Origin of the sequence: Caulobacter zeae (genome assembly GCF_002858925.1) — a bacterium.
Lineage (GTDB): Bacteria > Pseudomonadota > Alphaproteobacteria > Caulobacterales > Caulobacteraceae > Caulobacter > Caulobacter zeae.
Map to the genome: position 1 here is coordinate 205,781 of NZ_PJRS01000018.1, position 25,691 is coordinate 231,471.

General features: G+C 68.2%; 24 protein-coding genes. 12 read left to right on the top strand and 12 right to left on the bottom strand.

Going from position 1 to position 25,691, the window contains the following annotated elements:
• Positions 1-120 precede the first annotated feature (120 nt).
• The 7 genes from SGCZBJ_RS10045 to SGCZBJ_RS10075 all read right to left on the bottom strand — a co-directional run bounded on the left by SGCZBJ_RS10045 (position 121) and on the right by SGCZBJ_RS10075 (position 6,001).
• The gene (locus SGCZBJ_RS10045; RefSeq protein WP_101717859.1) at positions 121-1,044 is read right to left on the bottom strand and encodes a family 43 glycosylhydrolase; all 924 of its coding nucleotides are present in this window, start codon (positions 1,042-1,044) and stop codon (positions 121-123) included.
• A gap of 103 nt (positions 1,045-1,147) precedes the next feature.
• Complete coding sequence (locus tag SGCZBJ_RS10050) at positions 1,148-1,531, bottom strand: hypothetical protein (protein ID WP_101717860.1); 384 nt, start codon at positions 1,529-1,531, stop codon at positions 1,148-1,150.
• 117 nt (positions 1,532-1,648) lie between these two features.
• Positions 1,649-2,356 carry a transcriptional repressor LexA gene (lexA, locus tag SGCZBJ_RS10055; RefSeq protein ID WP_101717861.1) on the bottom strand — a complete coding sequence of 236 codons (708 nt, stop codon included), beginning with the start codon at positions 2,354-2,356 and terminating at the stop codon, positions 1,649-1,651.
• A 304-nt stretch (positions 2,357-2,660) separates the two neighbouring features.
• Positions 2,661-3,440 carry a signal peptidase I gene (gene lepB / locus SGCZBJ_RS10060; protein ID WP_165799291.1) on the bottom strand — a complete coding sequence of 260 codons (780 nt, stop codon included), beginning with the start codon at positions 3,438-3,440 and terminating at the stop codon, positions 2,661-2,663.
• A gap of 135 nt (positions 3,441-3,575) precedes the next feature.
• Entirely contained in the window at positions 3,576-4,364 is a 789-nt protein-coding gene (trpC, locus tag SGCZBJ_RS10065) for an indole-3-glycerol phosphate synthase TrpC (RefSeq protein ID WP_101717863.1), read from the bottom strand.
• Positions 4,361-5,389, bottom strand: coding sequence for an anthranilate phosphoribosyltransferase (gene trpD / locus SGCZBJ_RS10070; protein ID WP_101717864.1), 1,029 nt, complete (start codon positions 5,387-5,389; stop codon positions 4,361-4,363). Before trpD ends, trpC begins: the two co-directional genes overlap by 4 nt.
• Positions 5,390-5,404: 15 nt before the next feature.
• A complete protein-coding gene (locus tag SGCZBJ_RS10075) occupies positions 5,405-6,001 on the bottom strand; it encodes an anthranilate synthase component II (protein ID WP_101717865.1) in 597 nt (198 codons plus the stop codon).
• Positions 6,002-6,150: 149 nt separating this feature from the next.
• Here SGCZBJ_RS10075 and SGCZBJ_RS25620 point away from each other — a divergent pair, with 149 nt between their 5' ends.
• Positions 6,151-6,357 (top strand): hypothetical protein, encoded by a 207-nt coding sequence (locus SGCZBJ_RS25620; protein WP_165799292.1) that lies wholly within the window; start codon positions 6,151-6,153, stop codon positions 6,355-6,357.
• Positions 6,358-6,462: 105 nt separating this feature from the next.
• Complete coding sequence (locus SGCZBJ_RS10085) at positions 6,463-8,502, top strand: multicopper oxidase family protein (RefSeq protein ID WP_133149225.1); 2,040 nt, start codon at positions 6,463-6,465, stop codon at positions 8,500-8,502.
• A gap of 55 nt (positions 8,503-8,557) precedes the next feature.
• On the opposite strand, the gene trpE is transcribed toward SGCZBJ_RS10085, so the two are convergent.
• Together trpE and SGCZBJ_RS10095 are read right to left on the bottom strand one after the other, a co-directional pair.
• Positions 8,558-10,093, bottom strand: a complete 1,536-nt coding sequence (gene trpE, locus SGCZBJ_RS10090) for an anthranilate synthase component I (RefSeq protein WP_101717867.1) — start codon at positions 10,091-10,093, stop codon at positions 8,558-8,560.
• Positions 10,090-12,060 carry a peptidylprolyl isomerase gene (locus tag SGCZBJ_RS10095; RefSeq protein ID WP_101717868.1) on the bottom strand — a complete coding sequence of 657 codons (1,971 nt, stop codon included), beginning with the start codon at positions 12,058-12,060 and terminating at the stop codon, positions 10,090-10,092. Before SGCZBJ_RS10095 ends, trpE begins: the two co-directional genes overlap by 4 nt.
• A gap of 166 nt (positions 12,061-12,226) precedes the next feature.
• Between SGCZBJ_RS10095 and tpiA the strand changes: the two genes are divergently transcribed.
• A complete protein-coding gene (gene tpiA / locus SGCZBJ_RS10100; protein ID WP_101717869.1) occupies positions 12,227-12,988 on the top strand; it encodes a triose-phosphate isomerase in 762 nt (253 codons plus the stop codon).
• 682 nt (positions 12,989-13,670) lie between these two features.
• Here the strand turns inward: tpiA and SGCZBJ_RS10105 are convergent.
• Complete coding sequence (locus SGCZBJ_RS10105; RefSeq protein ID WP_101717870.1) at positions 13,671-14,186, bottom strand: GNAT family N-acetyltransferase; 516 nt, start codon at positions 14,184-14,186, stop codon at positions 13,671-13,673.
• 158 nt (positions 14,187-14,344) lie between these two features.
• On the opposite strand from SGCZBJ_RS10105, the gene secG reads away from it, so the two are divergent.
• From secG to eno, 5 genes are all read left to right on the top strand, one after another.
• Positions 14,345-14,791 carry a preprotein translocase subunit SecG gene (gene secG, locus SGCZBJ_RS10110; RefSeq protein WP_101717871.1) on the top strand — a complete coding sequence of 149 codons (447 nt, stop codon included), beginning with the start codon at positions 14,345-14,347 and terminating at the stop codon, positions 14,789-14,791.
• A 77-nt stretch (positions 14,792-14,868) separates the two neighbouring features.
• The gene (locus SGCZBJ_RS10115) at positions 14,869-16,521 is read left to right on the top strand and encodes a CTP synthase (RefSeq protein WP_101717872.1); all 1,653 of its coding nucleotides are present in this window, start codon (positions 14,869-14,871) and stop codon (positions 16,519-16,521) included.
• A gap of 116 nt (positions 16,522-16,637) precedes the next feature.
• The gene (gene rpmF, locus SGCZBJ_RS10120) at positions 16,638-16,820 is read left to right on the top strand and encodes a 50S ribosomal protein L32 (protein WP_007671126.1); all 183 of its coding nucleotides are present in this window, start codon (positions 16,638-16,640) and stop codon (positions 16,818-16,820) included.
• A 227-nt stretch (positions 16,821-17,047) separates the two neighbouring features.
• Positions 17,048-18,034 carry a retroviral-like aspartic protease family protein gene (locus SGCZBJ_RS10125; protein ID WP_101717873.1) on the top strand — a complete coding sequence of 329 codons (987 nt, stop codon included), beginning with the start codon at positions 17,048-17,050 and terminating at the stop codon, positions 18,032-18,034.
• A 94-nt stretch (positions 18,035-18,128) separates the two neighbouring features.
• On the top strand, positions 18,129-19,409 hold the full coding sequence (eno, locus tag SGCZBJ_RS10130; RefSeq protein WP_101717874.1) for a phosphopyruvate hydratase: 1,281 nt from the start codon (positions 18,129-18,131) through the stop codon (positions 19,407-19,409).
• Here eno and SGCZBJ_RS10135 read toward each other — a convergent pair.
• Positions 19,396-20,358: an alpha/beta hydrolase gene (locus SGCZBJ_RS10135; RefSeq protein ID WP_101717875.1), complete on the bottom strand. Its 963-nt coding sequence runs from the start codon at positions 20,356-20,358 to the stop codon at positions 19,396-19,398. The two genes, eno and SGCZBJ_RS10135, sit on opposite strands and share 14 nt — an antisense overlap.
• A gap of 29 nt (positions 20,359-20,387) precedes the next feature.
• Positions 20,388-20,969 carry a hypothetical protein gene (locus SGCZBJ_RS10140; protein WP_133149226.1) on the bottom strand — a complete coding sequence of 194 codons (582 nt, stop codon included), beginning with the start codon at positions 20,967-20,969 and terminating at the stop codon, positions 20,388-20,390.
• A 389-nt stretch (positions 20,970-21,358) separates the two neighbouring features.
• On the opposite strand from SGCZBJ_RS10140, the gene SGCZBJ_RS10145 reads away from it, so the two are divergent.
• The 4 genes from SGCZBJ_RS10145 to SGCZBJ_RS10160 all read left to right on the top strand — a co-directional run bounded on the left by SGCZBJ_RS10145 (position 21,359) and on the right by SGCZBJ_RS10160 (position 25,663).
• Entirely contained in the window at positions 21,359-21,655 is a 297-nt protein-coding gene (locus SGCZBJ_RS10145; protein ID WP_058348879.1) for an FtsB family cell division protein, read from the top strand.
• 175 nt (positions 21,656-21,830) lie between these two features.
• The gene (gene pdhA, locus SGCZBJ_RS10150) at positions 21,831-22,862 is read left to right on the top strand and encodes a pyruvate dehydrogenase (acetyl-transferring) E1 component subunit alpha (RefSeq protein WP_058348880.1); all 1,032 of its coding nucleotides are present in this window, start codon (positions 21,831-21,833) and stop codon (positions 22,860-22,862) included.
• Positions 22,859-24,214 (top strand): pyruvate dehydrogenase complex E1 component subunit beta, encoded by a 1,356-nt coding sequence (locus tag SGCZBJ_RS10155; protein WP_101717877.1) that lies wholly within the window; start codon positions 22,859-22,861, stop codon positions 24,212-24,214. Before pdhA ends, SGCZBJ_RS10155 begins: the two co-directional genes overlap by 4 nt.
• A 138-nt stretch (positions 24,215-24,352) precedes the next feature.
• A complete protein-coding gene (locus SGCZBJ_RS10160) occupies positions 24,353-25,663 on the top strand; it encodes a pyruvate dehydrogenase complex dihydrolipoamide acetyltransferase (protein WP_101717878.1) in 1,311 nt (436 codons plus the stop codon).
• The last annotated feature ends 28 nt before the right edge of the window (positions 25,664-25,691 follow it).

Consider the following 25,691-nt stretch of genomic DNA (forward strand, 5'->3'; position numbering starts at 1 on the left):
AACCTCGTCCTTCGACGGGCTCAGGATGAGGTTTTTCTGACAGCCAGGCCTGTAAATGGTCCTCACCCTGAGCCTGTCGAAGGGCGAGGACCACGCCCAAGCCGCTGATTTCGATCCGCCTTAGGGCCGCTCGATCGGCAGGATAGCGCCGTCGTCGCCATAGCTCAGCGGCGCCAGGGTGATCGAGCGCCGATGGTCGCCGCCGCCGGGCAGCAGCTTGTCGTGATAGAAGAACCACCACCGGCCGTCGCGCTCGATGATGGCCTGGTGGTTGGTCGAGATCGGCAGGTAGTCGAGGATCACGCCGCGATAGGCGTAAGGCCCCATCGGAGACCTGGCGGTCGCATAGACGATCTGGCCAGGCCAGCCGGTCGAGAAGCTGAAATAGTAGAGGCCGCCCCGCTTATGCAGGAACGGCGCCTCGCCGTACTTCTTCTTCGGGTCGTCCGCCGGATAGCCGGTGACCACCAGGTTCTCGATCGGGCCGGCCAGCGAGGCCATGTCGGCGCCCAGCCGCACGATCTTGGGCACGCGGGTGCCGAACAGCATGTAGGCCTGGCCGTCGTCGTCGATCAGCACCTGCGGGTCGATCGGCTCGTCGCCCGCGTTGGCGTCGCGGGCCTTGTCGACCAGCGGCGCGCCGATGGCGTCCTTGAACGGGCCCTGCGGCCGGTCGGCCACCGCCACGCCGATCTTGTCGCCGCCGACGGGCGCATAGAAATAGAACTTGCCGCCGTGCTCGACCGCGCCCGGCGCCCAGGCCTTGGCGTCGGGCCTGGCCCACTTGAACACGGTCACGTCCAGGAACGCCCCGTCGTCGCTCCAGGCCTTCAGGTCCTTGGAGCTGTAGAGCCGCCAGGACGTCGAGTCCCAGTACTTGCCCGAGTTCGACGCGTCGTCGGTGGCGTAGACATAGACCGTGTCGCCGAACACGTGCGGCGAGGGATCGGCGCTGAACCGCTGGGTGATCGGCTCGGCGGCGGCGCCAAGGCCGAGCGAAAGGCAGAGGGCGGCGCTTAAGGATGCGATGGGCGCGTGGGACATGGGGGCTCCTCCGGTCGACCGATGGCGCGGCGCGTCTTGCATGACGCCCCGCACGGCCTTGGGTCTGGAGTAGCAGCTTCGATTAACTCAGACAAATGCGCGTTCAGCGCGCCGTGACCCGCGTCGAGCCATTGCGGCTGATCGTGAAGCTGAGCGAAACGCGCAAGCTTCGACCCTCGGTGGGCGCGCCGCCGCGGGTTGCCGTGTCGGTGCTGGCGCCGGCCAGCAGTTTCAGCGTCGCCTGGTCGAAGCTGTAGTCGACGGCTTGCGCCGCCTCGATGCGGCAGTCGACCAGGGCCTCGGCGGCGGCAACGCGGCACAGAGCGGTCGTCTGCGCCGAGACGCCGGCGCGCATGGCGCGGTCGGGATAATAGCCCGTGTAGGGCCAGCGCCCCTTGTGCAGCCCGACCTCGGCGAGGGTCAGGACCGGCTCTCCGGCCGGCGACGCGACGACGGCGGCCTGCGCGGCCAGCAGCAGGACCATCATGGCTATTTCCCCCCAAGCAAACATGCATCGAGCCTTAAGGGGCGCCCCAGACGCAAGCAAGGCGCGAGCGCCTTTCGACACCCGCGCCTTGCGCGTCTTGCTCGGTGATGGCCGCCGTCAGTGATAGCGGCGGATCAGGCCCACCAGCTTGCCCTGCACCTCGACCTGGTCGGGACCGAAGATGCGGGTCTCGTACTTGGGGTTGGCCGCTTCCAGGGCGATCGAGCCGCCCTTCTTGCGCAGGCGCTTGAGCGTGGCTTCCTCGCCGACCAAAGCAACGACGATCTCGCCGCTGTTGGCGGTGTCGCCCTTGCGGATGATCACGTAGTCGCCGTCGAGAATGCCGGCCTCGATCATCGAGTCGCCCTGCACTTCGAGAACGTAGTGCTCGCCGCCGCCCAGCATGGTCTCGGGTACCGGCAGGCGGTCGCGTTCATGCTGGATGGCGTCGATCGGCGTACCGGCGGCGATGCGGCCCAGGATCGGCAGCTCGCGGCTGGTGTCGGGGATCGGCGGAAGCGGGGCGGGGGCCGACGGGGCCGGGCCGCCGCCTTCCAGCACCTGCGGACGGAACGCGCCGCGGCCCTTGGGCGGGGCGGCCGTGGTCGCCTGCTGCGGCAGCTTCACAACCTCCAGCGCCCGGGCCCGGTGAGCCAGGCGACGGATGAAGCCGCGCTCTTCCAGGGCCGTGATCAGCCGGTGGATGCCCGACTTGGACGCCAGGTCCAGGGCTTCCTTCATCTCGTCGAAGGAGGGGGAGACGCCGGTCTCCTTGATCCGTTCGTGGATGAACATCAGCAGCTCGTGCTGCTTGCGGGTGAGCATGACGGCCTCGCAAGTCGTCGCGGAACAAACCGCAAACCTTTCGAATGTTCTCTAGGTGTTCTTGGTTAAGGTCAAGTGAATTGCAGCGACCGGCGTTCTTTGAAACCGCGGCGGGGCGTGACGTCAGAAACTGGCGTCTAAGTGACTGATTTCATGCGGATTGGCCGTGCTGTCCTGAAGCGCGCGTAAACGACGAGCACGCCTGCACGAGCGCGGATTTTCCGTGAACGGTGCGATTGGCTTTGGCCTCAGGCGGCCGAAGTCCGTCCTGAAAAGCACCGATTCCCGCCTTCGGCGACCGATTCTAGAGCCGCCGGAACGAGCGATTCCACCGCGGGCCGGAGCCGGCCTCCCACGAGAACAGCACCAGGTCGGCCCGGCCGACCAGGTTCTCGAACGGCACGAAACCCATGCCGATCTCCGCCGGCAGGAGGGCGTCCACGGCCGGGTTCCAGGCGCAGCGGGCCTGGCCCGCCGGGATCGGCCCCGGATCGAAGCGGCTGTCGAGCGAGTTGTCGCGATTGTCGCCCATCACGAAGTAGCAGCCCTCGGGCACGCGATAGGTCGCGGTGTTGCCCGCCGCCGTGCGCGGGCCGTAACTGTTGATCAGGTGGGTCTTGCCGCCCGGCAGGGTCTCGGCGAAGCGCTCGGCCGGCAGCACGCCGAACGGCGTCTCCTCGATCCGCATCCCCAGCGGACGCTGATCCACGGGCGTTCCGTTGATGCGCAGCACCCCGTCAAGCATCTGCAATTCGTCGCCAGGCAAGCCGACAAGCCGCTTGATCACGTCGGTGCGGCCGTCGCCGGGCTTCTTGAACACCACCACGTCGCCGCGCGCCGGTTGGCGGCCCATCAGACGGCCATGGCCGATCGCCGGGCTCAGCGGGGCTGAATGACGGCTCCAGCCATAGGCGAACTTGTTGACCAGGATGTAGTCGCCGACCAGCAGGGTCGGCTCCATCGAGGCCGACGGGATCGTGAACGGCTGGCACAGCACGGTGCGGGGCACGAGGACGATGGCCGCCGTCAGCGCCAGCGTCCTGGCCCAGTCGATCACGCTCGAACGCAGCGCAGCCTTGGTCATGCGAAAAGCCCCTCGATGTCGAACACCGAGGGGCATTGAGAAGCGCGAGCTTGGCCGAAACGTGGCCGACCGTCGTTATGTTATGGGGCGAGTGGCGAAAACCTCGTCCTTAGAGGGCCACGCACCTAATTCGGATCAGCCGATCAACTCGCGCGTCGCGGCCGTCACGTCGGCTTGGCGCATCAGGCTTTCGCCCACCAGCATGGCCTTGGCGCCCGCAGCCTCCATCCGCACGACGTCGGCGTGGGTGAAGAGGCCGCTTTCGGTGACCAGCAGCGAGCCCGCCGGCGCCAGCTTCGACAATCGCTCGGTCACCGCCAGGTCGACGACGAAGCTCTTGAGGTCGCGGTTGTTGACGCCGAACAGCGTCGCGCCCAGCTTGCCGGCGCGCTCGGTCTCGGCTTCGTCGTGCACCTCGACCAGGGCGTCCATGCCCAGGCGCGCGGCCTCGGCCATCAGTTCGGCGGCGAGATGGTCGTCGATCATCGCCAGGATCACCAGGATGGCGTCGGCGCCCAGGGCGCGGCTCTCGGCCACCTGCCACGGATCGACCAGGAAATCCTTGCGGATGCAGGGCAGGGCGGTCGCCGCCCGCGCGGCCACCAGATACTCGTCGGCGCCCTGGAAGCTCGGGCCGTCGGTCAGCACCGAGAGGCAGGCCGCGCCGCCGTCCTCGTAGGCCTTGGCCAGTACCGGCGGATCGAAGTCGGCGCGGATCAGGCCCTTCGAAGGCGAGGCCTTCTTGATCTCGGCGATCAAGGAGAGCTTGCCCGGCGCGTGCTTGGCCTCCAGCGCCGCCTTGAAGCCGCGCGGCGCCGAGGCGGTCTTGGCGGCGGCCTCGACGTCTCCCTGGGAACGCACGGCCTTGCGACCGGCGACGTCCTGCCGCTTGTAGTCGGCGATCTTGGCGAGAATGTCGGTCATGCGGTCAGGGCTTCAGCGTTGGTGGCGGCCACGAGGCCGGCGAGGGCGGCCTTGGCGCGGCCGTCGTCGAGCACGGCCCCGGCCAGTTCCACGCCCTCGCGCAGGGTCTCGACCTTGTCGGCCACCAGGAAGGCGGCGGCGGCGTTGAGCAGCACGATGTCGCGATAGGCGCCGGTCTCGCCGTCGAGCAGGCGGGTCAGGGCCGCGGCGTTGAAGGCGGGATCCCCGCCGGTGATCTCGGCCAGAGAGGCGCGTTGCAGGCCCACGGCTTCCGGCGTGATGGTGAAGAGGCGGATCGCCCCCTCGCGCCATTCGGCCACCTCGGTCTCGCCGGTGATGGACAGCTCGTCCATGCCGCCGCCGTGCACCGACCAGGCGCGCTCGGCGCCCAAAGCCCCTAATGCACGAGCGATCGGCTCGACGAAGCGCGGGGCCGACACCCCGACCACCTGCCGCTTGGCGCCGGCCGGATTGGTCAGCGGGCCCAAGAGGTTGAAGATGGTGCGAAAGCCCAGCTGCTGGCGGATCGGCGCCACGTGCTTCATCGCCCCGTGGTGCGACTGGGCGAACAGGAAGCAGATGCCGGCGCTGTCCAGCGCGGCGCGCTGTTGGGCGAGGCTGGCGTCGATATTGACGCCCAGGGCCGCCAGCACGTCGGCGGTGCCCGACTTGGAGGTCACCGCGCGGTTGCCGTGCTTGGCCACCTTCAGCCCGCCGCCGGCGGCGACGAAGCCCACGGCGGTGGAGATGTTCAGGGTGTGCAGGCCGTCGCCCCCGGTGCCGCAGACGTCCACGACGTCATACGGATGCTCCAGGTGCACGGCGGCGCGGCGCATGGCGCGGGCGCAGGCGGCGATCTCGCCCACGGTCTCGCCGCGCAGGCGCATGGCGGTTACCGCCGCGGCCACCTGGGCCGGGGTCGGCTCGCCGCGCAGGCAGGCGCTGAAGAAGACTTCGGCGTCGTCTTCCGAAAGAGTCTGGCCGTCGGCCAGCTTGGCCAGCAGGGGCTTGAAAGCGTCGGACATGGTCTTGGCCCCGCCCTAGACCCAGATCTGGGCGTCGCGGCGCACGCCGGCCAGGTCGAGGAAGTTGGCCAGCAGTTGGTGGCCGCCCTCGGTGGCGATGGATTCGGGGTGGAACTGCACGCCGTGCACCGGCCGCGTCTTGTGCTGCACGCCCATGATCTCGCCGTCGGCGGTCCAGGCGGTGACTTCCAGTTCTTCCGGCAGGTTCTCGCGACGCACCGCCAGGCTGTGATAGCGCGTGGCGGTGAACGGGTCGGGCAGGTCCTTGAAGATGCCCTTGTTGGCGTGGCGGATCGGGCTGGTCTTGCCGTGCATGACCTCTTTCGCCCGGATCACCTCGCCGCCATAGGCTTGGCCAATGGCCTGGTGGCCCAGGCACACGCCCAGGATCGCCAGGTCGTCGGGGGCGCCGCGCAGCAGCGGCAGGCAGATGCCGGCCTGGTCGGGGGCCTTGGGGCCCGGCGACAACAGCACGGCCTGCGGCTTCAGGCCCAGGGCCTCCTGCACGGTCAGGTCGTCGTTGCGATGGACGACCGTCTCGGCCCCCAGCTCGTTCAGGTAATGGACGAGGTTGTAGGTGAAGCTGTCGTAGTTATCGATGACCAGGATCATGACGCCGCCTTTCGAGCCTCGCTTCTAGTCCGGTCGGGGGCGGCGCGTCATCCCTTTACGGAAAGAGTTTTTCTGTCAAAGCGCCCAGCGGCGAAGCGCCGCGCCGCAGATCCGTTGCCACCGGGGCGCGAAGAGGCGAAATTTCCCGCATGTCCGTCGCTGATTCCGCCATCGACACCGCCGCCATCGCCTACGCCCGCGCGCTGCTTCGCACGCCGCGCCGGCGCCAGAAGATGCTGCCGGTGCTGCTGGCCGCCGCCTTCGCCGCGGCGGCCGCGGTCAGCTTCGCGACGGTCATGGTGCTGGCCCCGCCGCTCACCACCCAGCACCTGCCCAAGGAACGCCTGGGCGACTGATCGGCCTCGTCGACCCAAAATGAGTTCCTAGGGTTGTGAATTCAACTTGAACGACTCTGGCGTCGCTCTCACCCTCCGGCGATTTTCGGACGCAGGGGGTGCTTCATGCGAAAACTCGGATTGCTGGGCGGCGCGGCTGTCGCCCTGGGCTTCATGGCGGGCGCGGCGGCGGCCCAGGACGCGCCGTTCTCGGATCCGCCGGTCCTGACTACGGTGGCGCCGGGCGCGGCCGCGCCCGAGGAGCGGCCGGAGATGTTCGGCGAGCTGCCCGCGCCGCCGCCGTCCGGCGACGAGGTGGTGGCCAGGCTCGACGTGGTGCTGCTGCCGTCCAAGATCTGGAACGCCAACAGCGGCATGACCGACGACGTGGAGCTGCGGGCCTATCGCGACGCCCTGCATCCGGCCGAGCCCGGCCGTCCCTATGTCGCCCCGACCCTGGTCTCGCGTCCGGGCCAGACCGTGCGGGTCAAGATCCGCAACCTGCTGCCGGCCGAGGCCAACTGCCCTGGCCACCCCGCGGACATCAACGTTCCGCACTGCTTCAACACCACCAACCTGCACAGCCACGGCCTGTGGGTCAGCCCGGCCGGCATCAGCGACAACGTGCTGCGCCAGCTGCCGCCCAATCCCGACTTCACCTACGAATACGAGTACAACATTCCCGGCGACCACCCGGCCGGCACCTTCTGGTACCACCCGCACGTCCACGGCTCGACGGCGATCCAGGTGGCCAGCGGCCTGGCCGGCGCGCTGGTGATCAAGGGCGACCGCCTGCCGCGCGTCGACGCGGCGACAAAGGCCGTGATCCCGGGCGACGTCGACCTGCTGCTGCGCAAGGCGCCCGACCACGTCTTCGTGCTGCAACAGATCCAGTACGCCTGCCGCGACGCCGACGGCAAGGTGAAGACCAATGCCGACGGCACCTGGCGCTGCGACGCGGGCCAGGTCGGCAAGCTCGACGGCTACGACCTGTTCGGCGGTCCGCGCTGGAAGAACTCGGGCCGCTTCACCACGGTCAACGGCGCCACCGTCGAGGTGCTGGAGCAGAAGGCCGTGGCCGGCGCGCCGGAGCGCTGGCGCTTCGTCCACGGCGGCGTCGCCGACACGGTGAAGGTCTCGATCCGCAAGCGCATCGGCAAGAAGTCGCTGGAGGCCATCGCCAAGGCCGGGGCCATCTCGCAGGACGCCCTGATCGCCAAGGAGTGCGCGCCCTCCAGCCAGGCCATCGCCCAGTTCGAGATCGCCGCCGACGGCCTGACCCGCGAGGCGGTGCAGGAGCGGACCTCGACGGTGCTGCAACCCGGCTATCGCAGCGACATCCTGGTCAGCTTCCCCGAGGCCGGCTCCTACTGCGTGATCGACGAACAGGTCGACGTGAAGAAGGACGCCATCGAGGGCAGCTCGGATCGTCGCCAGCTTCTGTTCCTCGTCGACGTCGTCGCCGGCCAGCCCAAGGCCGCCACGCCGCGCGACCAGGTCAAGACGCTGCTGGTCGAGGCCGCCCGCAACCTGCCGATCACCGATCCGGCCCTGGCCGAAAGCGTCGTCGCCGGCCTCGAGCGCGACCTGTCGCTGGCCGCCTTCAAGCCGCACGCCAGCCTGCTGGCGGCCAAGCCCGACCACGACCAGCCATTGATCTTCTCGCTGAGCGTCGAGCCCGCCAAGCCGGGCGAGAAGAAGGGGCCTGGCCTGGGGCGCACCAAGGAGACGATGCGGCGGTTCGATCCCAACGACTTCTCGCGCACCCTGGTGCTGGGCGACACCGACCGCTGGACGCTGGAGACCGCCGACGTCGGCCACCCGTTCCACATCCACGTCAATCCGTTCGAGGTCGAGTCGGTGATCGACGCGGCCGGGGTGGATCTCACCCAGCAGGCCGGTTCGCAGTATTTCGGCATGAAGGGCGTCTTCAAGGACACCGTCTTCGTCGAGCCGGGCGTCAAGGTGAACGTGCGCACCCACTACGAGCGCTACATCGGCGACTTCGTCCTGCACTGCCACATCCTCAACCACGAGGACGCCGGCATGATGGAGATGGTCCGCATCGCCGACCGCGGTCCTGACGGCAAGCCGATGGCCCTGGGCCATGGCCTGACCGACGCCGTGGGCCCCGAAGGCGCGGCCCGGCCCCATACGGGCCACTGAACGACAAAGGGGCGGCCCGATAGGCCGCCCCTTCTTCTTTTCCGCTGGAGGCGCCTCAGGCGAAGCGCCAGGCTTCCTCGGCGGCGCGCTTGAGGGCGCGGGACTTGTGCAGCGTCTCGTCGTACTCGGCGTCCGGGTCGCTGTCGGCCACCACGCCGCCGCCGGCCTGGACGTACATCATCCCGTCCTTGACCAGGGCCGTGCGCAGCACGATGCAGGTGTCCACCGAGCCGTCGGCGCCGATGTAGCCCACCGCGCCGGCGTAGCCGATGCCGCGCTTCTCGACTTCCAGTTCGTCGATGATCTCCATCGCCCGCACCTTGGGCGCGCCCGACAGCGTGCCGGCGGGCAGGGCCGCCATCAGCACGTCGACCGGATCGACGTTCGTGGGCGCGTCGCCCTCGACGTTCGAGACGATGTGCATCACGTGGCTGTAGCGCTCGATCGTGAAGCTGTCGGTGACCCGAACGTTGGCGTGCTTGCCGGCCTTGGGCTTCTCGTTCGAACCGGCCTGGCCCAGCATGGCCACGCGGCCCACGTCGTTGCGGCCCAGGTCCAGCAGCATCAGGTGTTCGGACCGTTCCTTCGGATCGGCCAGCAGTTCCTTTTCCAGCGCCAGGTCTTCTTCCGGCGTGGCGCCGCGCGGGCGGGTGCCGGCGATCGGGCGGATGGTGATCTTGCCGTCTCGCAGGCGCACCAGGATCTCGGGGCTGGAGCCCACCAGGTTGAAGCCGTCCAGGTCCAGGAAGAACAGGAACGGCGACGGGTTGGTCCGACGCAGCGAGCGGTACAGCGCGAAGGCGTCCAGGCCGAAGGGGGCCCGGAAGCGGTGGCTGGGCACCACCTGGAAAATGTCGCCGGCCCGGATGTACTCCTTGGCCTTCTCGACGACCTCGCGGTAGTCCTCGCGGCTGACCGGGGTGGTGAACTCCATCGGCCCCTTAGCGCTACGCGGCGCGTCGTGGGCCAGCGGACGGCGCAGGTCGGCCATCACCGTCTCGATGCGCTCGCGGGCGGCCGCATAGGCCTCCTTGGCCGACACGCCGGGCGTCGGGCGCGCCGTCGTGGTCAGGATGATCTCCTGGGCGATGGCGTCGAACACGGCCACGATCGAGGGCCGGGTCATGATGCCGTCGGGCAGGCCAAGCGCGTCCGGATTGATGTCCGGCAGCTTCTCGACCAGGCGCACGGTGTCGTAGCCCAGCGCGCCGAAGATCCCCGCCGCCATCGGCGGCAGGCCGGCCGGCAGCTCCATCTTCGACTGGGCGATCAGGTCGCGCAGGCTATCCAGCGCGCCGCCTTCCAGCGGGGCGAACTTGCCGGCGGCGATGTCGTCGCCGCGGGCGATCTCGGCCTTGTCGCCGCGGCAGCGCCAGACGACGTCGGGCTTCATGGCCACGATCGAGTAGCGGCCGCGCCAGGCGCCGCCCTCGACGCTTTCGAACAGGAAGGCGTAGGGCCGGCCGTGGCCGATCTTCAGATAGGCCGAGACCGGGGTCTCGAGATCGTCGATCAGCCGCGTCCAGACCAGCTGCGGGAGGCCGGCGTCGTAGCCGGCCGCAAAGGCGTCGAAGCCAGGCTCCAGGCTCATTGAGCCGCGGCCTTCTTGGCGCCGCCCTTGGCCGCGCCGTCCTTCTCGGTCTTGGCCAGCGCCTCGGTGTCGACGCCGATCGCCTGGCGGGCCAGGTTCAGGTTCAGCTTCGGCTTCAGCTTGTCGCGGGCGGCGGTGCGGCCGGCCTGACCGATATCGCGCATGTAGGCCATGCTGGTCTGCGGGCGCATGGTCTCGGTGGCGCGGGCGATCTCGGCGTTGTCGCCGGCGCGGACGGCGTCGATGCGGCCGACCACGTAGCCGACCTGCGGAGCGCGGGCGGCGAAGACCTCGCCGGGCTTGGCGTTGAACGAGGCGATCAGCAGGTCGCGGCCGAGGGCCTGGTGCTGCTGGGCGTTCTCGCGCGACAGGCCCTGGACCTTCATGACCTTGGCGTTGGCCGAGGCGGCGACGGCTTCCATCGATTCGCCCTTGCGGACGCGGACGGCCAGTTCGTCGGCCTTGGCCTTCAGGCGCTTGACCAGTTCGTTGATCATCCACTGCTGGGCCAGCGGCGCGCGGACCTCGGCCAGCGGGGGCAGGGCGGCCTTGTTCACCTTCTCGACGCGGACGGCGAAGTATTCGCCCTTGCCCGCTTCGATCAGGTCGCTCTCGCCGCCGGCCGGCAGGGCGAAGGCGGCCTTCAGCACGTCGGGGGTCAGGCCCGCGGCCGGCTGGCCGCCGAGGTCCGTGCCCTGCGCCGTGAGCGGAGCGGTCGTGACGACCAGGGCGCCGGCCTTGCCGGCGGCGTCGACGACGTTGGCGCCGCCGTCGCGGGCGTCCTGGAAGGCCTGGGTCTGGTCATAGGCCTTGGACTGGGCGGCCTGCACGCGCAGGTCGGCTTCGATCTGCGGGCGGGCGGCTTCCAGCGAGGCGGCCTTGGCGGCGTTGATCTTCAGCACCTTGACGACCGACTGGCCCAGCTCGCCGGCGATCGGCGCGCTGACCTGGCCTTCGCCGAGGCTGAAGGCGGCGTCGGCGACCTTGCGGTCGGGCAGGGCGGTCTTGGGCTTGTCGAGGATCATCACCGGCTGCTTGCCGTAGGCCTTGGCCACGTCGGCCGGGGCCTCGCCCTTGCGCAGGCGGTCGGCGATGGCGGCGGCGGCCTTGGCGTCCGGGGCGACGATCTGCACCAGCGAACGGGTTTCCGGCTGGGCCAGGGTGTCCTTGCGGAAGTCGAAGGTCTTCTGCACCTCGGCCGGGTCGACGGTCACCGACGGCTCCAGGGACTTGGCGCTGAAGCGCACGACCGACAGGACGCGGGTTTCGGGCAGGGTCAGGCGGGCGGCGTTCTCGGTCATGAACGCCTGCAGCTGGGCGTCGGTCGGCGCGGCCGGCTGCTGGACGCTGGTCGGGTTGATGGCGAAGGCCGAAAGCTCGCGGCTCTCCAGGCCGTAGACCGCCTGCAGGGCCGAATAGATGCGCGGGGTGCGCAGGCCGTTGGCGACGCTGGCGTAGAACTGCGACTGGGCGATCTCGTCGCGCAGCGAGGCCTCGTAGCCGGCCGGGGTCATGCCGTTGTCGGCCAGCAGGCGCTGGTACATCTGCTTGTCGAACTTGCCGGTCACCGGGTCGAACGGACGCGTGCCGGGCGGCAGCTGGCTCAGCTGCTTGTGCAGGGTCTCGCCGACCAGGGCCTCGGACGGGCGCACGCCCATCTTCTTGATCAGCTCGGCCATCGATTCCTGCAGCGCCAGCTCCTGGAGCATGCCGCGGTCGACGCCGCGCTGGACGGCTTCGTCCGGCGTCAGGGTCTGGCCCTGCTGCTGCAGCTGGTTGCGGTAGTTGTCGAAGCGCGCCTTGAAGTCCTCGGGCGAAACCGAGCGTGAGCCGACCTCGATCACCTTGTTGGTGCTGGGGCGGCTGAAGACGTCGCTGATCCCGAAGATCGCGAAGCTGACGATCAGCAGGGCGAACAGGACGATCGCGAAGGGCGATTTGGCGAAAGAGCGAAAGCCGGCGAGCATGACGTTTGAAACTACCTTCTTCGATTCCGCCCAATTGCGTGCGCGTGGGCGACCGCCCTGGGGCGACGCATCCGATGCGAGCAAGCGGGTATAGTAGAGGCCAAGGTGCGTGAGCAAGCCGAAGCGGACTTGACTTACCAAGGGAGCGCGTCCCCAAAGCCTCCTCATGACCGTTTCTCTTACGACGCCCCGGCCGTTGATCGCCGGGAACTGGAAGATGTTCGGCCTTGAGGCTTCGCTCGACGAGGCCAGAGCCGTGGCCGCCGCGGTGGCGCAAACCCCGCCCGCGGCGCGTGTCGCCATCTGTCCGCCCGCCACCTTGCTGCACCGCATGTCCGAGGCGCTTTCGGGCGAGTCGGTGATCGTCGGCGGCCAGGACTGCCACGCCGCGCCGCAAGGGGCCTACACCGGCGACATCTCCGCGCCGATGCTGGCCGACGCCGGCGCGACGCTGGTGATTCTCGGTCACTCCGAGCGTCGGGGCAGCTACGACGAGACCTGCGAGGAAGTGTCGGCCAAGGTGCTGGCCGCCCTGGCCGCAGGTCTCGAGCCGGTGATCTGCCTGGGCGAGACCCTCGTCCAGCGCGAGGCTGGCCAGGCGGAACCGATCGTCACCGGCCAGGCCCGCGACTCGCTGCCCGACGACCTGGCCGGCCAGGCCTTCGCCGTCGCCTACGAGCCGGTGTGGGCCATCGGCACGGGCCTGACCCCGACCGTCGCCGACATCGGCGCCATTCACGCGGCGATCCGGGCCGTGCTGGTCGAGCGCTTCGGCGACCACGGGGCAAGCGTGCCGATTCTCTACGGCGGCTCGGTGAAGCCCGAGAACGCCGCCGAGATCCTGGCCACGCCGGAAGTCGGCGGCGCCCTGGTCGGCGGCGCCTCGCTGAAGGCCAAGGATTTCCTGGCCATCATCGCGGCGGCCTGAGGAATTAGAGCCCTTCCCCCTTTGATGGGGAAGGGAGAAGACCGCCGGACGGGGATAGAGCAGCGCCGATCCCCGCCGTTCGCCGAAAAGAGTTCCACGAACTCAACGCCCTACGACTTTCTGAAGCCCGCCGATCAGACGCGCTAGAACCCACCGTACAATCTACCCGTCTCGCCGCACCGAAGGGGCGCAAGGCCAGCGACCATGCGGCGGCGGGATGCAGTCGAGCGGGAACGAGTCCGGTCGGGAAAGCCGGACGCTCGGGGACCTGGCGCTGGCCAGGCCCGCCCGCCGTCGGCTTCGTCGGGGACAGACGGGAGAGACGCTCCTACCCAGGACATCCCCGCCCCGCGGCGCGCCTTCCGGGAAACCGGCGGGCGCGCTCCGGCAAGGCGTCAACAGCGCCGCCGGCCGGAGGCTGATGGAAAACGGCGGCGCGGAGCGCCCGGCTTCGTCGAAACGGTAACTTGCTGAAAACAGCTTCCGGGCGTCGCCCGGGCACCCCGCACCCCTTCGATCAACTCGCAGCGAAAGCGCGAGGCCACGAAGCCACGCCCCAAGATCCTCCCCCTCTGGGGGAGGTGTCCGCGAAGCGGACGGAGGGGGGGCTGTTGTCAGCTCTCGAGACGTTTGAAAGTCATCCCCCCACCGATCGCCTCCTCCTTCAGGGAGCGTCCTGGTTTCAAAGCTCCAGGTCGAACAACCGTCCATCCCGGCGCTCGCCGTCGCGGTCGACCTGGCCCTTCAGATAGGCCGCGCCCTTGAAGCCCAGCCGCTCCAGCAGCTTCTCGGCGCGGGCGTCGCCCACCTGGGTGCGGGCGATGATGTGCTTGAGCTCGCCGGCGGCGGCGTGGGCGAGGAGGGCGGTCACCGCCTCGTGGGCGTAGCCGCGGCCCCAGCTCTCACGCGCCACGATGAAGCGCAGTTCGGCCCGGTGGCGGCGCTCGTCGATCTCGACGAACTCGCAGGCGCCGACGAAGTCGCCGGTCGCGGTCAGCCGGATGGTCCAGTAGAGCGCCGTGCCGGCCTGCATGTCCTCGACCTGGCCGACGACGCAGGCGGCGACCTCGTCGGGATCCTCCAGCGGGGCGCGGTCCCAGTGGGCCATCAGCTCCGGATCGCTGAGGAACGGATAGATGAGCGGAGCGTCTTCGGCGACCAGCGGCTTCAGCGTCAGGCGTTCGGTCTCGAGAATCATGCGCGCCCTAAAGCTTGGATTGGGGAACTTGGATTTGAGGAACTTGAGTTGGCCGGCCGTCGCCCCACCTATGGCGTGCGCGCGCCGGTAGTGGTAGAGGGGCCGCTTCGTTTTTCACAGTCGGTTCGCCGGCTGCCCGGATCGAGAACTGTTTCGTCATGCTCATCGGCATCCTGCTGGCCATCAACATCATCGTCTGCATCACGCTGATCGGCTTCGTGCTGCTCCAGCGTTCGGAGGGCGGCGCCCTGGGCATGGGCGGCGGCGGCGCCGGCAACTTCATGACCGCGCGCGGCGCGGGCGACTTCATGACCCGCATGACCTGGATCCTGTTCTCGGTGTTCCTGGTCATCAGCCTGGTGCTGACCGTCCTGACGGGCCGCATCGGCGGCGCCGATTCGGTGGTCGACAAGCTGAAGATCGACAGCCTCGACACCAAGACCCTGAACGCCCCGGCCGCTCCGAGCGTCCCGGCTCCGGGTTCGGCCGTTCCGGCTCCGGGCGCGACCGCGCCGAGCGCCGTGCCGGCCCCGCAACTCAGCGTTCCGGCTCCGGCTCCGGCCGCTCCTGCGCCGGCCGCTCCGGCCCAGACCCCCGCCCAATAAGGGTGGGGGATCGAAACTTGTTTATGAACGTCGGTCTTTTCGCCGCGATCGCCGAATCGCGGGTAATCTGAGCGCCCATGACGCGGTACATCTTCATCACCGGCGGCGTGGTTTCCTCCCTGGGAAAAGGCCTCGCCTCCGCAGCGCTGGGCGCTCTCCTGCAGGCTCGTGGCTACACGGTTCGCCTGCGTAAGCTCGACCCCTATCTCAACGTCGATCCGGGCACCATGAGCCCGTATCAGCACGGCGAGGTGTTCGTCACCGACGACGGGGCCGAAACCGACCTTGATCTGGGGCACTACGAGCGCTTCACCGGCGTGTCGGCCAAGAAGGCCGACAACATCACGACCGGCCAGATCTACAAGACGATCATCGAGAAGGAACGCCGCGGCGACTATCTGGGCGCGACCGTCCAGGTGATCCCGCACGTGACCAACGAGATCAAGGACTTCGTCCTCTCGCCCGCCATGGACGAGACGGGCCAGAAGCCGGTCGACTTCGTGCTGGTCGAGATCGGCGGCACCGTCGGCGACATCGAGGGCCTGCCGTTCTTCGAGGCCATCCGCCAGCTGCGCCAGGACCTGCCGCGCGGCCAGAGCTGCTATGTGCACCTCACCTTGCTGCCGTTCATCAAGACGGCCGGCGAGATGAAGACCAAGCCGACCCAGCACTCGGTCAAGGAACTGCGCTCCATCGGCATCCAGCCGGACATCCTGCTGTGCCGTTGCGAGCAGGAAATCCCGGTCGAGGAAAAGCGCAAGATCGCCCAGTTCTGCAACGTGCGCCCGAGCGCCGTGATCCAGGCGCTGGACAGCTCGTCGATCTACGCGGTGCCGATCGACTATCACAAGGAAGGCCTCGACGCCGAAGTGCTCGACGTCTTCGGCATGCACGACGCGCCCAAGCCGAACCTTTCGCGCTGGGAAGCCATCGACAACACCGTCCAGCATCCGGACGGCGAGGTCACGATCGCGGTCGTCGGCAAGTACACCGTGCTCAAGGACGCCTATAAGTCCCTGATCGAGGCCCTGCACCACGGCGGCCTGGCCAACAAGGTCAAGGTCAACCTGGACTGGGTCGAGAGCGAGACCTTCGAGGGCGACGAGGGCGCGGCCGCGGCCCGCCTGGAGAACGCCCACGCCATCATGGTGCCGGGCGGCTTCGGCGAGCGCGGCGCGGAAGGCAAGATCCGGGCGGCGCAGTTCGCCCGCGAGCGCAAGGTGCCGTATTTCGGCATCTGCTTCGGCATGCAGATGGCCGTCATCGAGACCCTGCGCAATGTCGCGGGAATCACCGACGCCAGCTCCAGCGAGTTCGGGCCCACCGAGCGTCCGGTCGTCGGCCTGATGACCGAATGGATCAAGGGCAACGAGACCGTCTCGCGAAAGGCCGGCGACGACCTGGGCGGCACCATGCGCCTGGGCGCCTACGACGCCGTCCTGCAGCCGGGCTCGAAGGTCGCCGAGATCTATGGCGACACCGACATCGTCGAACGCCACCGTCACCGCTACGAGGTCAACATCGGCTACAGCCACAAGATGGAGGAGGCGGGTCTCAAGCTGACCGGTCGCTCTCCGGACGGCGTGCTGCCCGAGATCGTCGAGCGCGACGACCATCCGTGGTTCATCGGCGTGCAGTTCCACCCGGAACTGAAGAGCCGTCCGTTCGCTCCGCACCCCCTGTTCGCCAGCTTCATCGCGGCGGCCAAGGAGCACGGACGACTGGTCTGAACTGGCGAGTTGCATGTCTGGAGAGATTCAGGCATAAGCGCGCCCTCACGCGGCGGCTAGGGTCGAACCCGAGTCGCCGCTTTCGATTTTCACGCTCAGCGAGCAGAGTCACTCCGATGGCCGTTCCTAAAAGAAAAACTTCGCCTTCTCGCCGGAACATGCGCCGGTCGCACCACGCCCTGGGCGCTAATTCCTTCGTCGAAGACAAGGACTCGGGCGAGCTGCGTCGTCCGCACCACGTCGACCTGAAGACCGGCCTGTACAACGGCAAGCAGATCCTGACCCCGAAGGAAGACTAAGGTCTTTCTTCCTTGCGGGGGGCCTTCGAGGGCGCCTCGCCAGGATTTCGCGTCTGACGCTTCGAAAGCGCCGCCCGGCTCGCCCGGGCGGCGCTTTTCGTCGTTTCCAGGCCCAAGCGGTGCTACGATGACGCTCGGATCGCCATAGGGACGATCCCAACAAAGCCAGGAGCGCGGTCAGCGCCCATAAGGCGCGATCGGGACTCCGGCGGACTGGGAGGTTCGCCATGTTCACGCGTCGCGCGCTCGCCTCCGGCCTGGGCGCGTCCCTGGCCCTGGGCACCGCACCGTTCTCGGCCCATGCCCTTTCGCCAGGCCAGGTTCCTCCGACCACGCCCGTCGCGCCGCCGCCGGCCTCGCCCGTGCCGCTCTACATCATCGACGCGGCGATCGACGATTCCGAGCGGATGACCGTCGAGACCATGATCAACGGTCGTGGGCCGTATCGCTTCGTCGTCGATTCGGGGGCCGACCGCTCGGTCGTCTCCGACACCCTGGCCGCGAGCCTGGCGCTGCCGCGAGGGCGGGACGTGATGGTCCACGGCATCGGCGGCTCGGCCGTGACGCCTACGGCCCACATCGACCAGCTTGTCTCCGGCGAGGCCCGTCTCGCCGGCGTCGAGCTTCCGATCCTGCCGCCTGAGCGGGTCGGCGGCGACGGCCTACTGGGCATCGACATCCTCCAGGACCGTTCGGTGGTCATGGACTTCAAGCGCAAGCGCCTGGAGGTCCGCCACAGCACGCCCGAGTACCGATTCTTCCGCCGCGCCCAGGAGGTGCAGGTCGTCGCCGACCAGAAGTTCGGCCGCCTGACCATCGTCAATTGCCGGATCAACAACATCCGCACCCTGGCCTTCATCGACTCGGGCGCGGGCTCGTCGATCGGCAACATGGCCCTGTCGCGCGCCATCCAGGCCAAGCAGCGCAAGGGCGCGGATCCTGCCATTGCGGTCCGCCTGCAGGGCGTCGCCGGCGGCGAGACGATCGGCGAGTACCGGATCGTCAGGTCGATGAACATGGGCGAGTTGCGCATGACCAACCTGGCCGTGGTCTTCGCCGACCTGCACATCTTCGATCACTGGAAGATCAGCGACAAACCCGCGATCCTGCTGGGCGTCGACGTCCTCAAGCTGTTCGCCCGGGTGGAGCTGGACTTCGGCGCCGAGCAGCTGCTGTTCCGGCTGGGCGCCGAGCGGCCGACGCTACAGGCCTGACGCGGCGGAACTTCGCGCTGGTGGAACATCGGTCTTGGTTGCGGCGACGCGGCGTCGCGGCTAAGGGGAAGCGCCTTTTCTTTCGGGAGCTCCCATGACCGAGATCGTCGACATCATCGCCCGCGAAATCCTCGATAGCCGCGGCAATCCGACGGTCGAGGTCGACGTCGTCCTCGAGGACGGCGCCTTTGGTCGCGCCGCGGTGCCGTCGGGCGCCTCGACCGGCGCTCACGAAGCCGTCGAAAAGCGTGACGGCGACAAGTCGCGCTACCTGGGCAAGGGCGTCCGCCAGGCCGTCGACGCCGTCAACGGCGAGATCTTCGACGCGCTGTCGGGCGTCGACGCCGAAGACCAGCGCCGCATCGACAGCCTGCTGATCGGCCTGGACGGCACGCCGAACAAGTCGCGCCTGGGCGCCAACGCCATCCTCGGCGTCTCGCTGGCCGTGGCCAAGGCCGCCGCCGAGTCGGCCGGCCTGCCGCTGCACCGCTACATCGGCGGGGTGAACGCCCGCGTCCTGCCGACCCCGATGATGAACATCATCAACGGCGGCGCCCACGCCGACAACCCGATCGACATCCAGGAATTCATGATCCTGCCGACCGGCGCGGCCAGCTTCTCCGAAGCCCTGCGCATGGGCGCTGAGATCTTTCACGGCCTGAAGAAGGCCCTGAAGGACGCCGGCCACAACACCAACGTCGGCGACGAGGGCGGCTTCGCCCCGAACCTCGCCTCGGCCGAAGCCGCGCTCGAGTTCATCGTCAAGGCCGGTGAAGCCGCGGGCTACAAGGCCGGCGACGACTTCCTGCTGGGCCTCGACGTCGCCTCGACCGAGTTCTTCAAGAACGGCAAGTACGAGCTGGAAGGCGAGGGCAAGTCGCTCGACCCGGCACAGATGGTCGACTACCTGGCCGGCCTGGTCGCCAAGTTCCCGATCGCCTCGATCGAGGACGGCATGGCCGAAGACGATTTCGACGGCTGGAAGCTCTTGACCGACACCCTGGGCAAGAAGGTCCAGCTGGTCGGCGACGACCTGTTCGTGACCAATCCGGCCCGCTTGCAGATGGGCCTGGACAAGGGCCTGGCCAACTCGATCCTGGTGAAGGTCAACCAGATCGGCACCCTGTCGGAAACCATCGACGCCGTCGAACTGGCCCACCGCCACGGCTACACCAGCGTCATGAGCCACCGCTCGGGCGAGACCGAGGACAGCACCATCGCCGACCTGGCCGTGGCCCTGAACTGCGGTCAGATCAAGACCGGCTCGCTGGCCCGTTCGGACCGGCTGGCCAAGTACAACCAGCTCCTGCGCATCGAGCAGCAGCTGGAAGACCAGGGCGTCTACGCCGGTCGCGCCGCCCTCAAGGGCCGTTGATCGGATCCATCCTCGGATGAACAGGAGCGCGTCGGGTTCGCCCGGCGCGCTTTTTGTTTGGCCTCAGCCGTCCAGCCGCTCCAACCAGTGCAGGAAGTCGTCGGCCCAGGCCGCCTCCGGCGCCGGCGGGCAGGAGCGCAGGGCGGTGGCCGCCGGTCGGGAAGATCCTGACCTGGGCCTTGCCTCCGGCGGCAATGATGGCTCCGGCCGCGTCGTGGCTGTTGCCGACGTCGACCTTGGGGTCGTCCTGGGCATGGAACAGAAAGGCCCTGGTCGGCGCGATGAAGCCGTGAAAGGGCGTCGCGCTCCTGGGCGGTAGCGGCCGGGTGAGCCACGGATAGCCGAGCCCGATGAAGTCGGGCAGGGAAGGTTGAGCGTCCAGCGGGGCGACAAGCGGATAGAGGGCCGTGGCGCCGCGCGACGCCAGGGCGGCCACGATCGTCCCGCCCGCCGAGAAGCCGAGAGCGCCGGTTTTTATCCCACCGGCTCTTTCGCGCAGCAGTCGCAAGGCTCGCTGTGCGTCCTGCAGCGGAGCGTCCGCGCCGGCCGCCCAGCCGTCGCGCGGCAGCCGATAGAGCAGCACGCCCGCCAGAATGTCGTTGGCGGCCAGCCAGCGGGCGATCTCGTCGCCCTCCTTGCCGATCACGACCTTGCTGAAGCCGCCGCCGGGCACGACCAGGACCGCCGCCCTGGGCCGGCGGCCCTTCGCCGGCGGATAGAGCGCCAGGGTAGGGCGCCTGACGCCCTCGATCGAATAGTCCACCCGGCCGTCCGGCCAATTGTAAGCGACGCGACGTTCCTCGACACTGACGCGGTCGCCGCCTGGCGGCCCGCCAGGCCAAAGCTCAAGGGTTTCGGGCTCGACCTCGGCCCTGGCTGATGTCGCGTCCGCCAGGGCCATCGCGCCGCCGGCGACCAGCAGCCGCCGCCTGCTCCAGTTGAACTTCATCCTCGTCGCGTTCCCCCGCTTGCTGTGATTCAGCTCTTCAGCAACTGAGCCCGGGCCCTGACCTCGGCCAGGGTGACGTCCTTCTTCATGACCATGTAGCCGGTCACGGCGTGCCAGCCGTCCTCGCCGCCGCCGCCGGTGTCGCCATCGGTGACCGAGCCCGTGATGCGATCCGTGGTCGGCATGACCGGCTTGCCGGGGAGGGCGACCTCGCCCAGCACGAGATCTTTGGCGTCATTGGTGCGGTTGCGCCAGCCGCAGCTCTCGAAGCGCACCAGGCGCTCGGGCGCGAAGGCCTGGGTCAGCAGCATCAGCTTCATCGTGCCCGTGGCGGCGATCTCGGCCTGCTGCATGGCCTTCACCTCCAGCCGCGACACGGCGCGGCCGTAGGTCACCCAGCGGTCCTCGCCCTCCCACAGCGTGCGGAAGATCGAGGCGTTCATCGGAATCACGAGGCCGCCGCCGAAATCGAGCCTGGGCGGCTCGCCCTTGATCATGTTGGGGCCGCCGCGACGGCCTTTGGCGATCCCGTCTTCGCTGCGTTGCCGTGCAGCGGCGGGGAGGGCGATCACCGCGCCTGCCAAACCCCACAGCGCCTGTCGTCGAAGCATGCTGTTCCTCCCCCGAGGCAGGTCGTTTTTCGACACGCTAAGCGTGCATGCAACCCATATATCAACCTTGCCGGATATTTCACTGCCCCGACGGCGGCGATTCTGAGGCGAGGGCGCCTGCAAAACAGGCTTGGCCGCTCCTTGATCAAAATAGTTGGCCCACATTTTTTCTATAAGCGTGGCCGGTCTTAGAAAACCGCCGGTTTTCAATGCTCTCGCGCGTGCGAAGGAAATGCCGCGATGCGGTATCTCGATGCCCCTGAAACGGTCTCACTTGAAAGTATTTTCGCGTCGGTCGCGAGAGACTTGCAAGCCCTTTGCGCCGTTGGGGATTTAGACCATGTTAAGCACGTTCTGGCAGCCTGAAGCTCCCTGTCCGGGATTCGCCGATGTTCGCTCGACTGCAACCCTACCTGCCGACCGCGGCGCTTCTTCTCCTGATCACGTACTTCGTCTTTCACGCTCTGACGGGCGAGAGAGGCCTGCTTTCCTCGTCTCAACGCAACGCGGACTTGGCCGCCAAGACGATGGAACTTAAGAAGATCCGCGCTGAGAGGATGGACCTGGAGGCCCGGGCTCGTCTATTACGCAGCGGCAGCTTGTCGGCCGATCTTCTGGAGGAACGTGCGCGTTCACTCCTTGGATACGCCGATCCCAAGGACTACGTGATCCGCACCAAGCGCTGAGCTGGGTCGGCTCCCGCCGGTCCTGAGCTGCCTTGTAGACCACGCTTCGAGTTGCAGCTCGAGGGGCGGTCTAGGCGTCAACACGAGCGCGTTGCTGCGCCAAAAGCCGCTCTGCGGCGGGCAATGGAAGCCTCTGAGATGAAGGCCGTTATGATGATTGGCCAGGGAGAGTTTAATGGCGCGAACGCGCAAGGGTGAAGCCCCGGCGGAGAAGGCTACCGACACCGGTGTCAACGCCTTCGTCGGCAAGGAAGAGCTTCTCAAATTCTATCAGGACATGCTGCTGATCCGCCGCTTCGAGGAGCGTGCTGGCCAGCTTTACGGCATGGGCCTGATCGGCGGGTTCTGCCACCTCTACATCGGTCAGGAAGCCATTGCGGTCGGCATGCAGTCGATCTCGCACAAGGGCGACCAGATCATCACCGGTTACCGTGACCACGGCCACATGCTGGCCGCAGGCATGGATCCGAAGGAAGTCATGGCCGAGCTCACCGGTCGCGCTGGCGGTTCGTCGCGCGGCAAGGGCGGCTCGATGCACATGTTCGACATCGAGACCGGCTTCTACGGCGGCCACGGCATCGTCGGCGCCCAGGTGGCGCTGGGCACCGGTCTGGCGCTGGCCAACCACTACCAGGGTAACGGCAACGTCTCGTACGCCTACTTCGGCGACGGCGCGGCCAACCAGGGCCAGGTCTACGAGAGCTTCAACATGGCCCAGCTGTGGAAGCTGCCGGTCGTGTACGTGATCGAGAACAACCAGTACGCCATGGGCACCAGCGTCGAACGTTCGGCGTCGGAAACCGCCTTCCACAAGCGCGGCGTCTCGTTCCGGATCCCGGGCGAGGAAGTCGACGGCATGGACGTGGTGGCCGTGCGTGAAGCCGGCGCCCGCGCCAGCGAGCACGCCCGCAGCGGCCAAGGTCCCTACATCCTCGAGATGAAGACCTACCGCTACCGCGGCCACTCGATGTCGGACCCGGCCAAGTACCGCACCAAGGAAGAAGTCGACGAGGTCAAGACGACCCGCGATCCGATCGACCACATCAAGGAACGCCTGGCCGCGGCCGGCGTCACCGAGGACGATCTGAAGACGGTGGACGCCGAAGTGAAGCGTATCGTGGCCGAAGCGGCCGAGTTCGCCCGCACCAGCCCCGAGCCGGATCCCTCCGAACTCTACACCGACGTATACCTGGAGGCCGCCGAGTGACGGACATCCTGATGCCCGCGCTTTCCCCCACGATGGAGGAAGGCACCCTGGCCAAGTGGCTCGTCAAGGAAGGCGACGCCATCAAGGCCGGTGACGTGATCGCCGAGATCGAAACCGACAAGGCGACGATGGAAGTTGAAGCCGTCGACGAGGGCGTGGTCGAGGCCATCCTCGTCCCGGCCGGCTCGGAAAACGTCAAGGTCAACACGATCATCGCCAAGCTGGCGGGTGAAGACGGCGCCTCGGCGTCGGCTGCTCCGGCCGCCGCCCCGGTCGTCGCCGAAGCCGCTCCGGCTCCGGTCGCCGCGGCCCCGGCTCCGATCGCAGCCGCCTCGAACTTCGCGGACCCGGAACTGCCGGAAGGCACGCCGACCAAGAAGATCACCGTGCGCGACGCCCTGCGCGACGCCATGGCCGAAGAGATGCGTCGCGACGACCGCGTGTTCCTGATGGGCGAGGAAGTCGCCCAGTACCAGGGCGCCTACAAGGTCAGCCGCGAACTCCTGCAGGAGTTCGGCGACAAGCGCGTCATCGACACCCCGATCACCGAGCACGGCTTCGCCGGCATGGGCGTCGGCGCGGCGATGGCCGGCCTCAAGCCGATCGTCGAGTTCATGACCTGGAACTTCGCCATGCAGGCGATCGACCACATCATCAACTCGGCCGCCAAGACGCTCTACATGTCGGGCGGTCAGATCAAGTCGTCGATCGTGTTCCGCGGTCCGAACGGCGCGGCTTCGCGCGTCGGCGCCCAGCACAGCCAGGACTACGCGGCCTGGTACGGCAACATCCCGGGCCTGAAGGTCATCGCGCCGTACGACGCGGCCGACGCCAAGGGCCTGCTGAAGGCCGCCATCCGCGACCCGAACCCGATCGTCTTCCTCGAGCACGAGATGATGTACGGGCACGAGTTCGACATCCCGGACGTCGAGGACTACGTCGTGCCGCTCGGCAAGGCCAAGGTCCGTCGTCAAGGTACGGACGTGACCCTGGTCGCCTACAGCCGCATGGTGGGCTTCGCCCTGCAGGCCGCTGAAGCGCTGGCCGCCGAAGGCATCTCGGCCGAGGTCGTCGACCTGCGGACCATCCGTCCGATGGACCACGCGACGATCCTGGAAAGCGTCAAGAAGACCAACCGCCTGGTCACGGTCGAGGAAGGCTGGGGCCCGATGGGCGTCGGTTCCGAGATCGTCGCCCGCATCACGGAATTCGGCTTCGACTACCTGGACGCCCCGCCGCTGCGGGTTCACCAGGAAGACGTGCCGCTGCCCTATGCGGCCAACCTGGAAGCCCTGTCGCTGCCGTCGGTCGACAAGATCGTCAAGGCGGCCAAGGCGGTCTGCTACCGCTAAGACCGGCGCGGCCCCCGCTCCTGATGGGCGGGGGCCGCATCGTCTTGGCCAACGAATTCATCCCGCCCCAGGGCGGGGTATCGTGGACGCCGACCACCTTGGTCGAAGCCGTCCCGAACGCTTGAGGAAAGAGCTCAAATGTCGATCGACATCCTGATGCCCGCCCTGTCGCCCACCATGGAAGAGGGCACCCTCGCCAAGTGGCACGTCAAGGTCGGCGACACCGTCAAGGCCGGCGACGTCATCGCCGAGATCGAGACCGACAAGGCCACGATGGAAGTCGAAGCCGTCGATGAAGGCGTGATCGAAGCGATCCTGATCGAAGCCGGTGCCGAGAACGTCAAGGTCAACACCCCGATCGCCAAGCTGGCGGGCGAGGGCGAGGCTCCCGCGCCGGCTCCGGCCGCTGCTGCGCCCGCCGCCGCCGCCGTGGCTGAAGCCCCGAAGGCCCCCGCCGCTCCGGCTCCCGCCCCCGCTGCTGCGCCGGCCGCCCCGGCTCCGGCTGCTCCGGTCGCCGCCGACGGTTCGCGCGTCTTCGCCTCGCCGCTGGCCCGCCGACTGGCGTCCGCCGCCAATCTCGACCTGAAGTCCATCAAGGGCTCGGGTCCGCACGGCCGCGTAGTGAAGTCGGATGTGGAAGCTGCGAAGTCGGGCGGCGCTCCGGCCGCCAAGGCTGCTCCGGCCGCGGCTCCCGCCGCGTCTGCCCCGGCCGCCGAGCCGCGCAAGGTTCAGTCGCTGGAGCAGATGGGCATCCCCGCCGGCTCCTATGATCTCGTCCCGCTGGACGGCATGCGCAAGACCATCGCGCGCCGCCTGACGGAAAGCTTCCGCGACGTGCCGCACTTCCCGCTGACGATCGACATCGAGCTGGACGGCCTGCTGGCCGCTCGCGCGAAGATCAACAGCCTGCTGGAGGGCCAGGGCGTGAAGGTGTCGGTCAACGACATCGTCATCAAGGCCGCCGCCGTGGCGCTCAAGCGCGTGCCGGAGGCCAACGCCTCCTACACGCCGGAAGGCATCGCCATGCACAAGCATGCCGACATCGCGGTCGCCGTGGCCATCGACGGCGGCCTGATCACCCCGATCATCCGCGCCGCCGAGACCAAGGGCCTGGCCCAGATCTCGGCCGAGATGAAGGACCTGGCCGCCCGCGCCAAGGCCAAGAAGCTGAAGCCCGAGGAATTCCAGGGCGGCACCTTCTCGGTCTCCAACCTCGGCATGTTCGGCATCAAGGCCTTCTCGTCGATCATCAACGAGCCGCAGGGCGCGATCATGAGCGTCGGCGCCGGCGAGCAGCGCCCGGTGGTCAAGAATGGCCAACTGGCCGTGGCCACGGTCATGACCGTGACCCTGACCTGCGATCACCGCGTGGTCGACGGCGCGGTCGGCGCCAAGTTCCTTGCGGCCTTCAAGCCGCTGATCGAGGAACCGCTGACCCTGATCGTCTAAGAGCGCTTCTGGAATCCTCGCTCCTCGG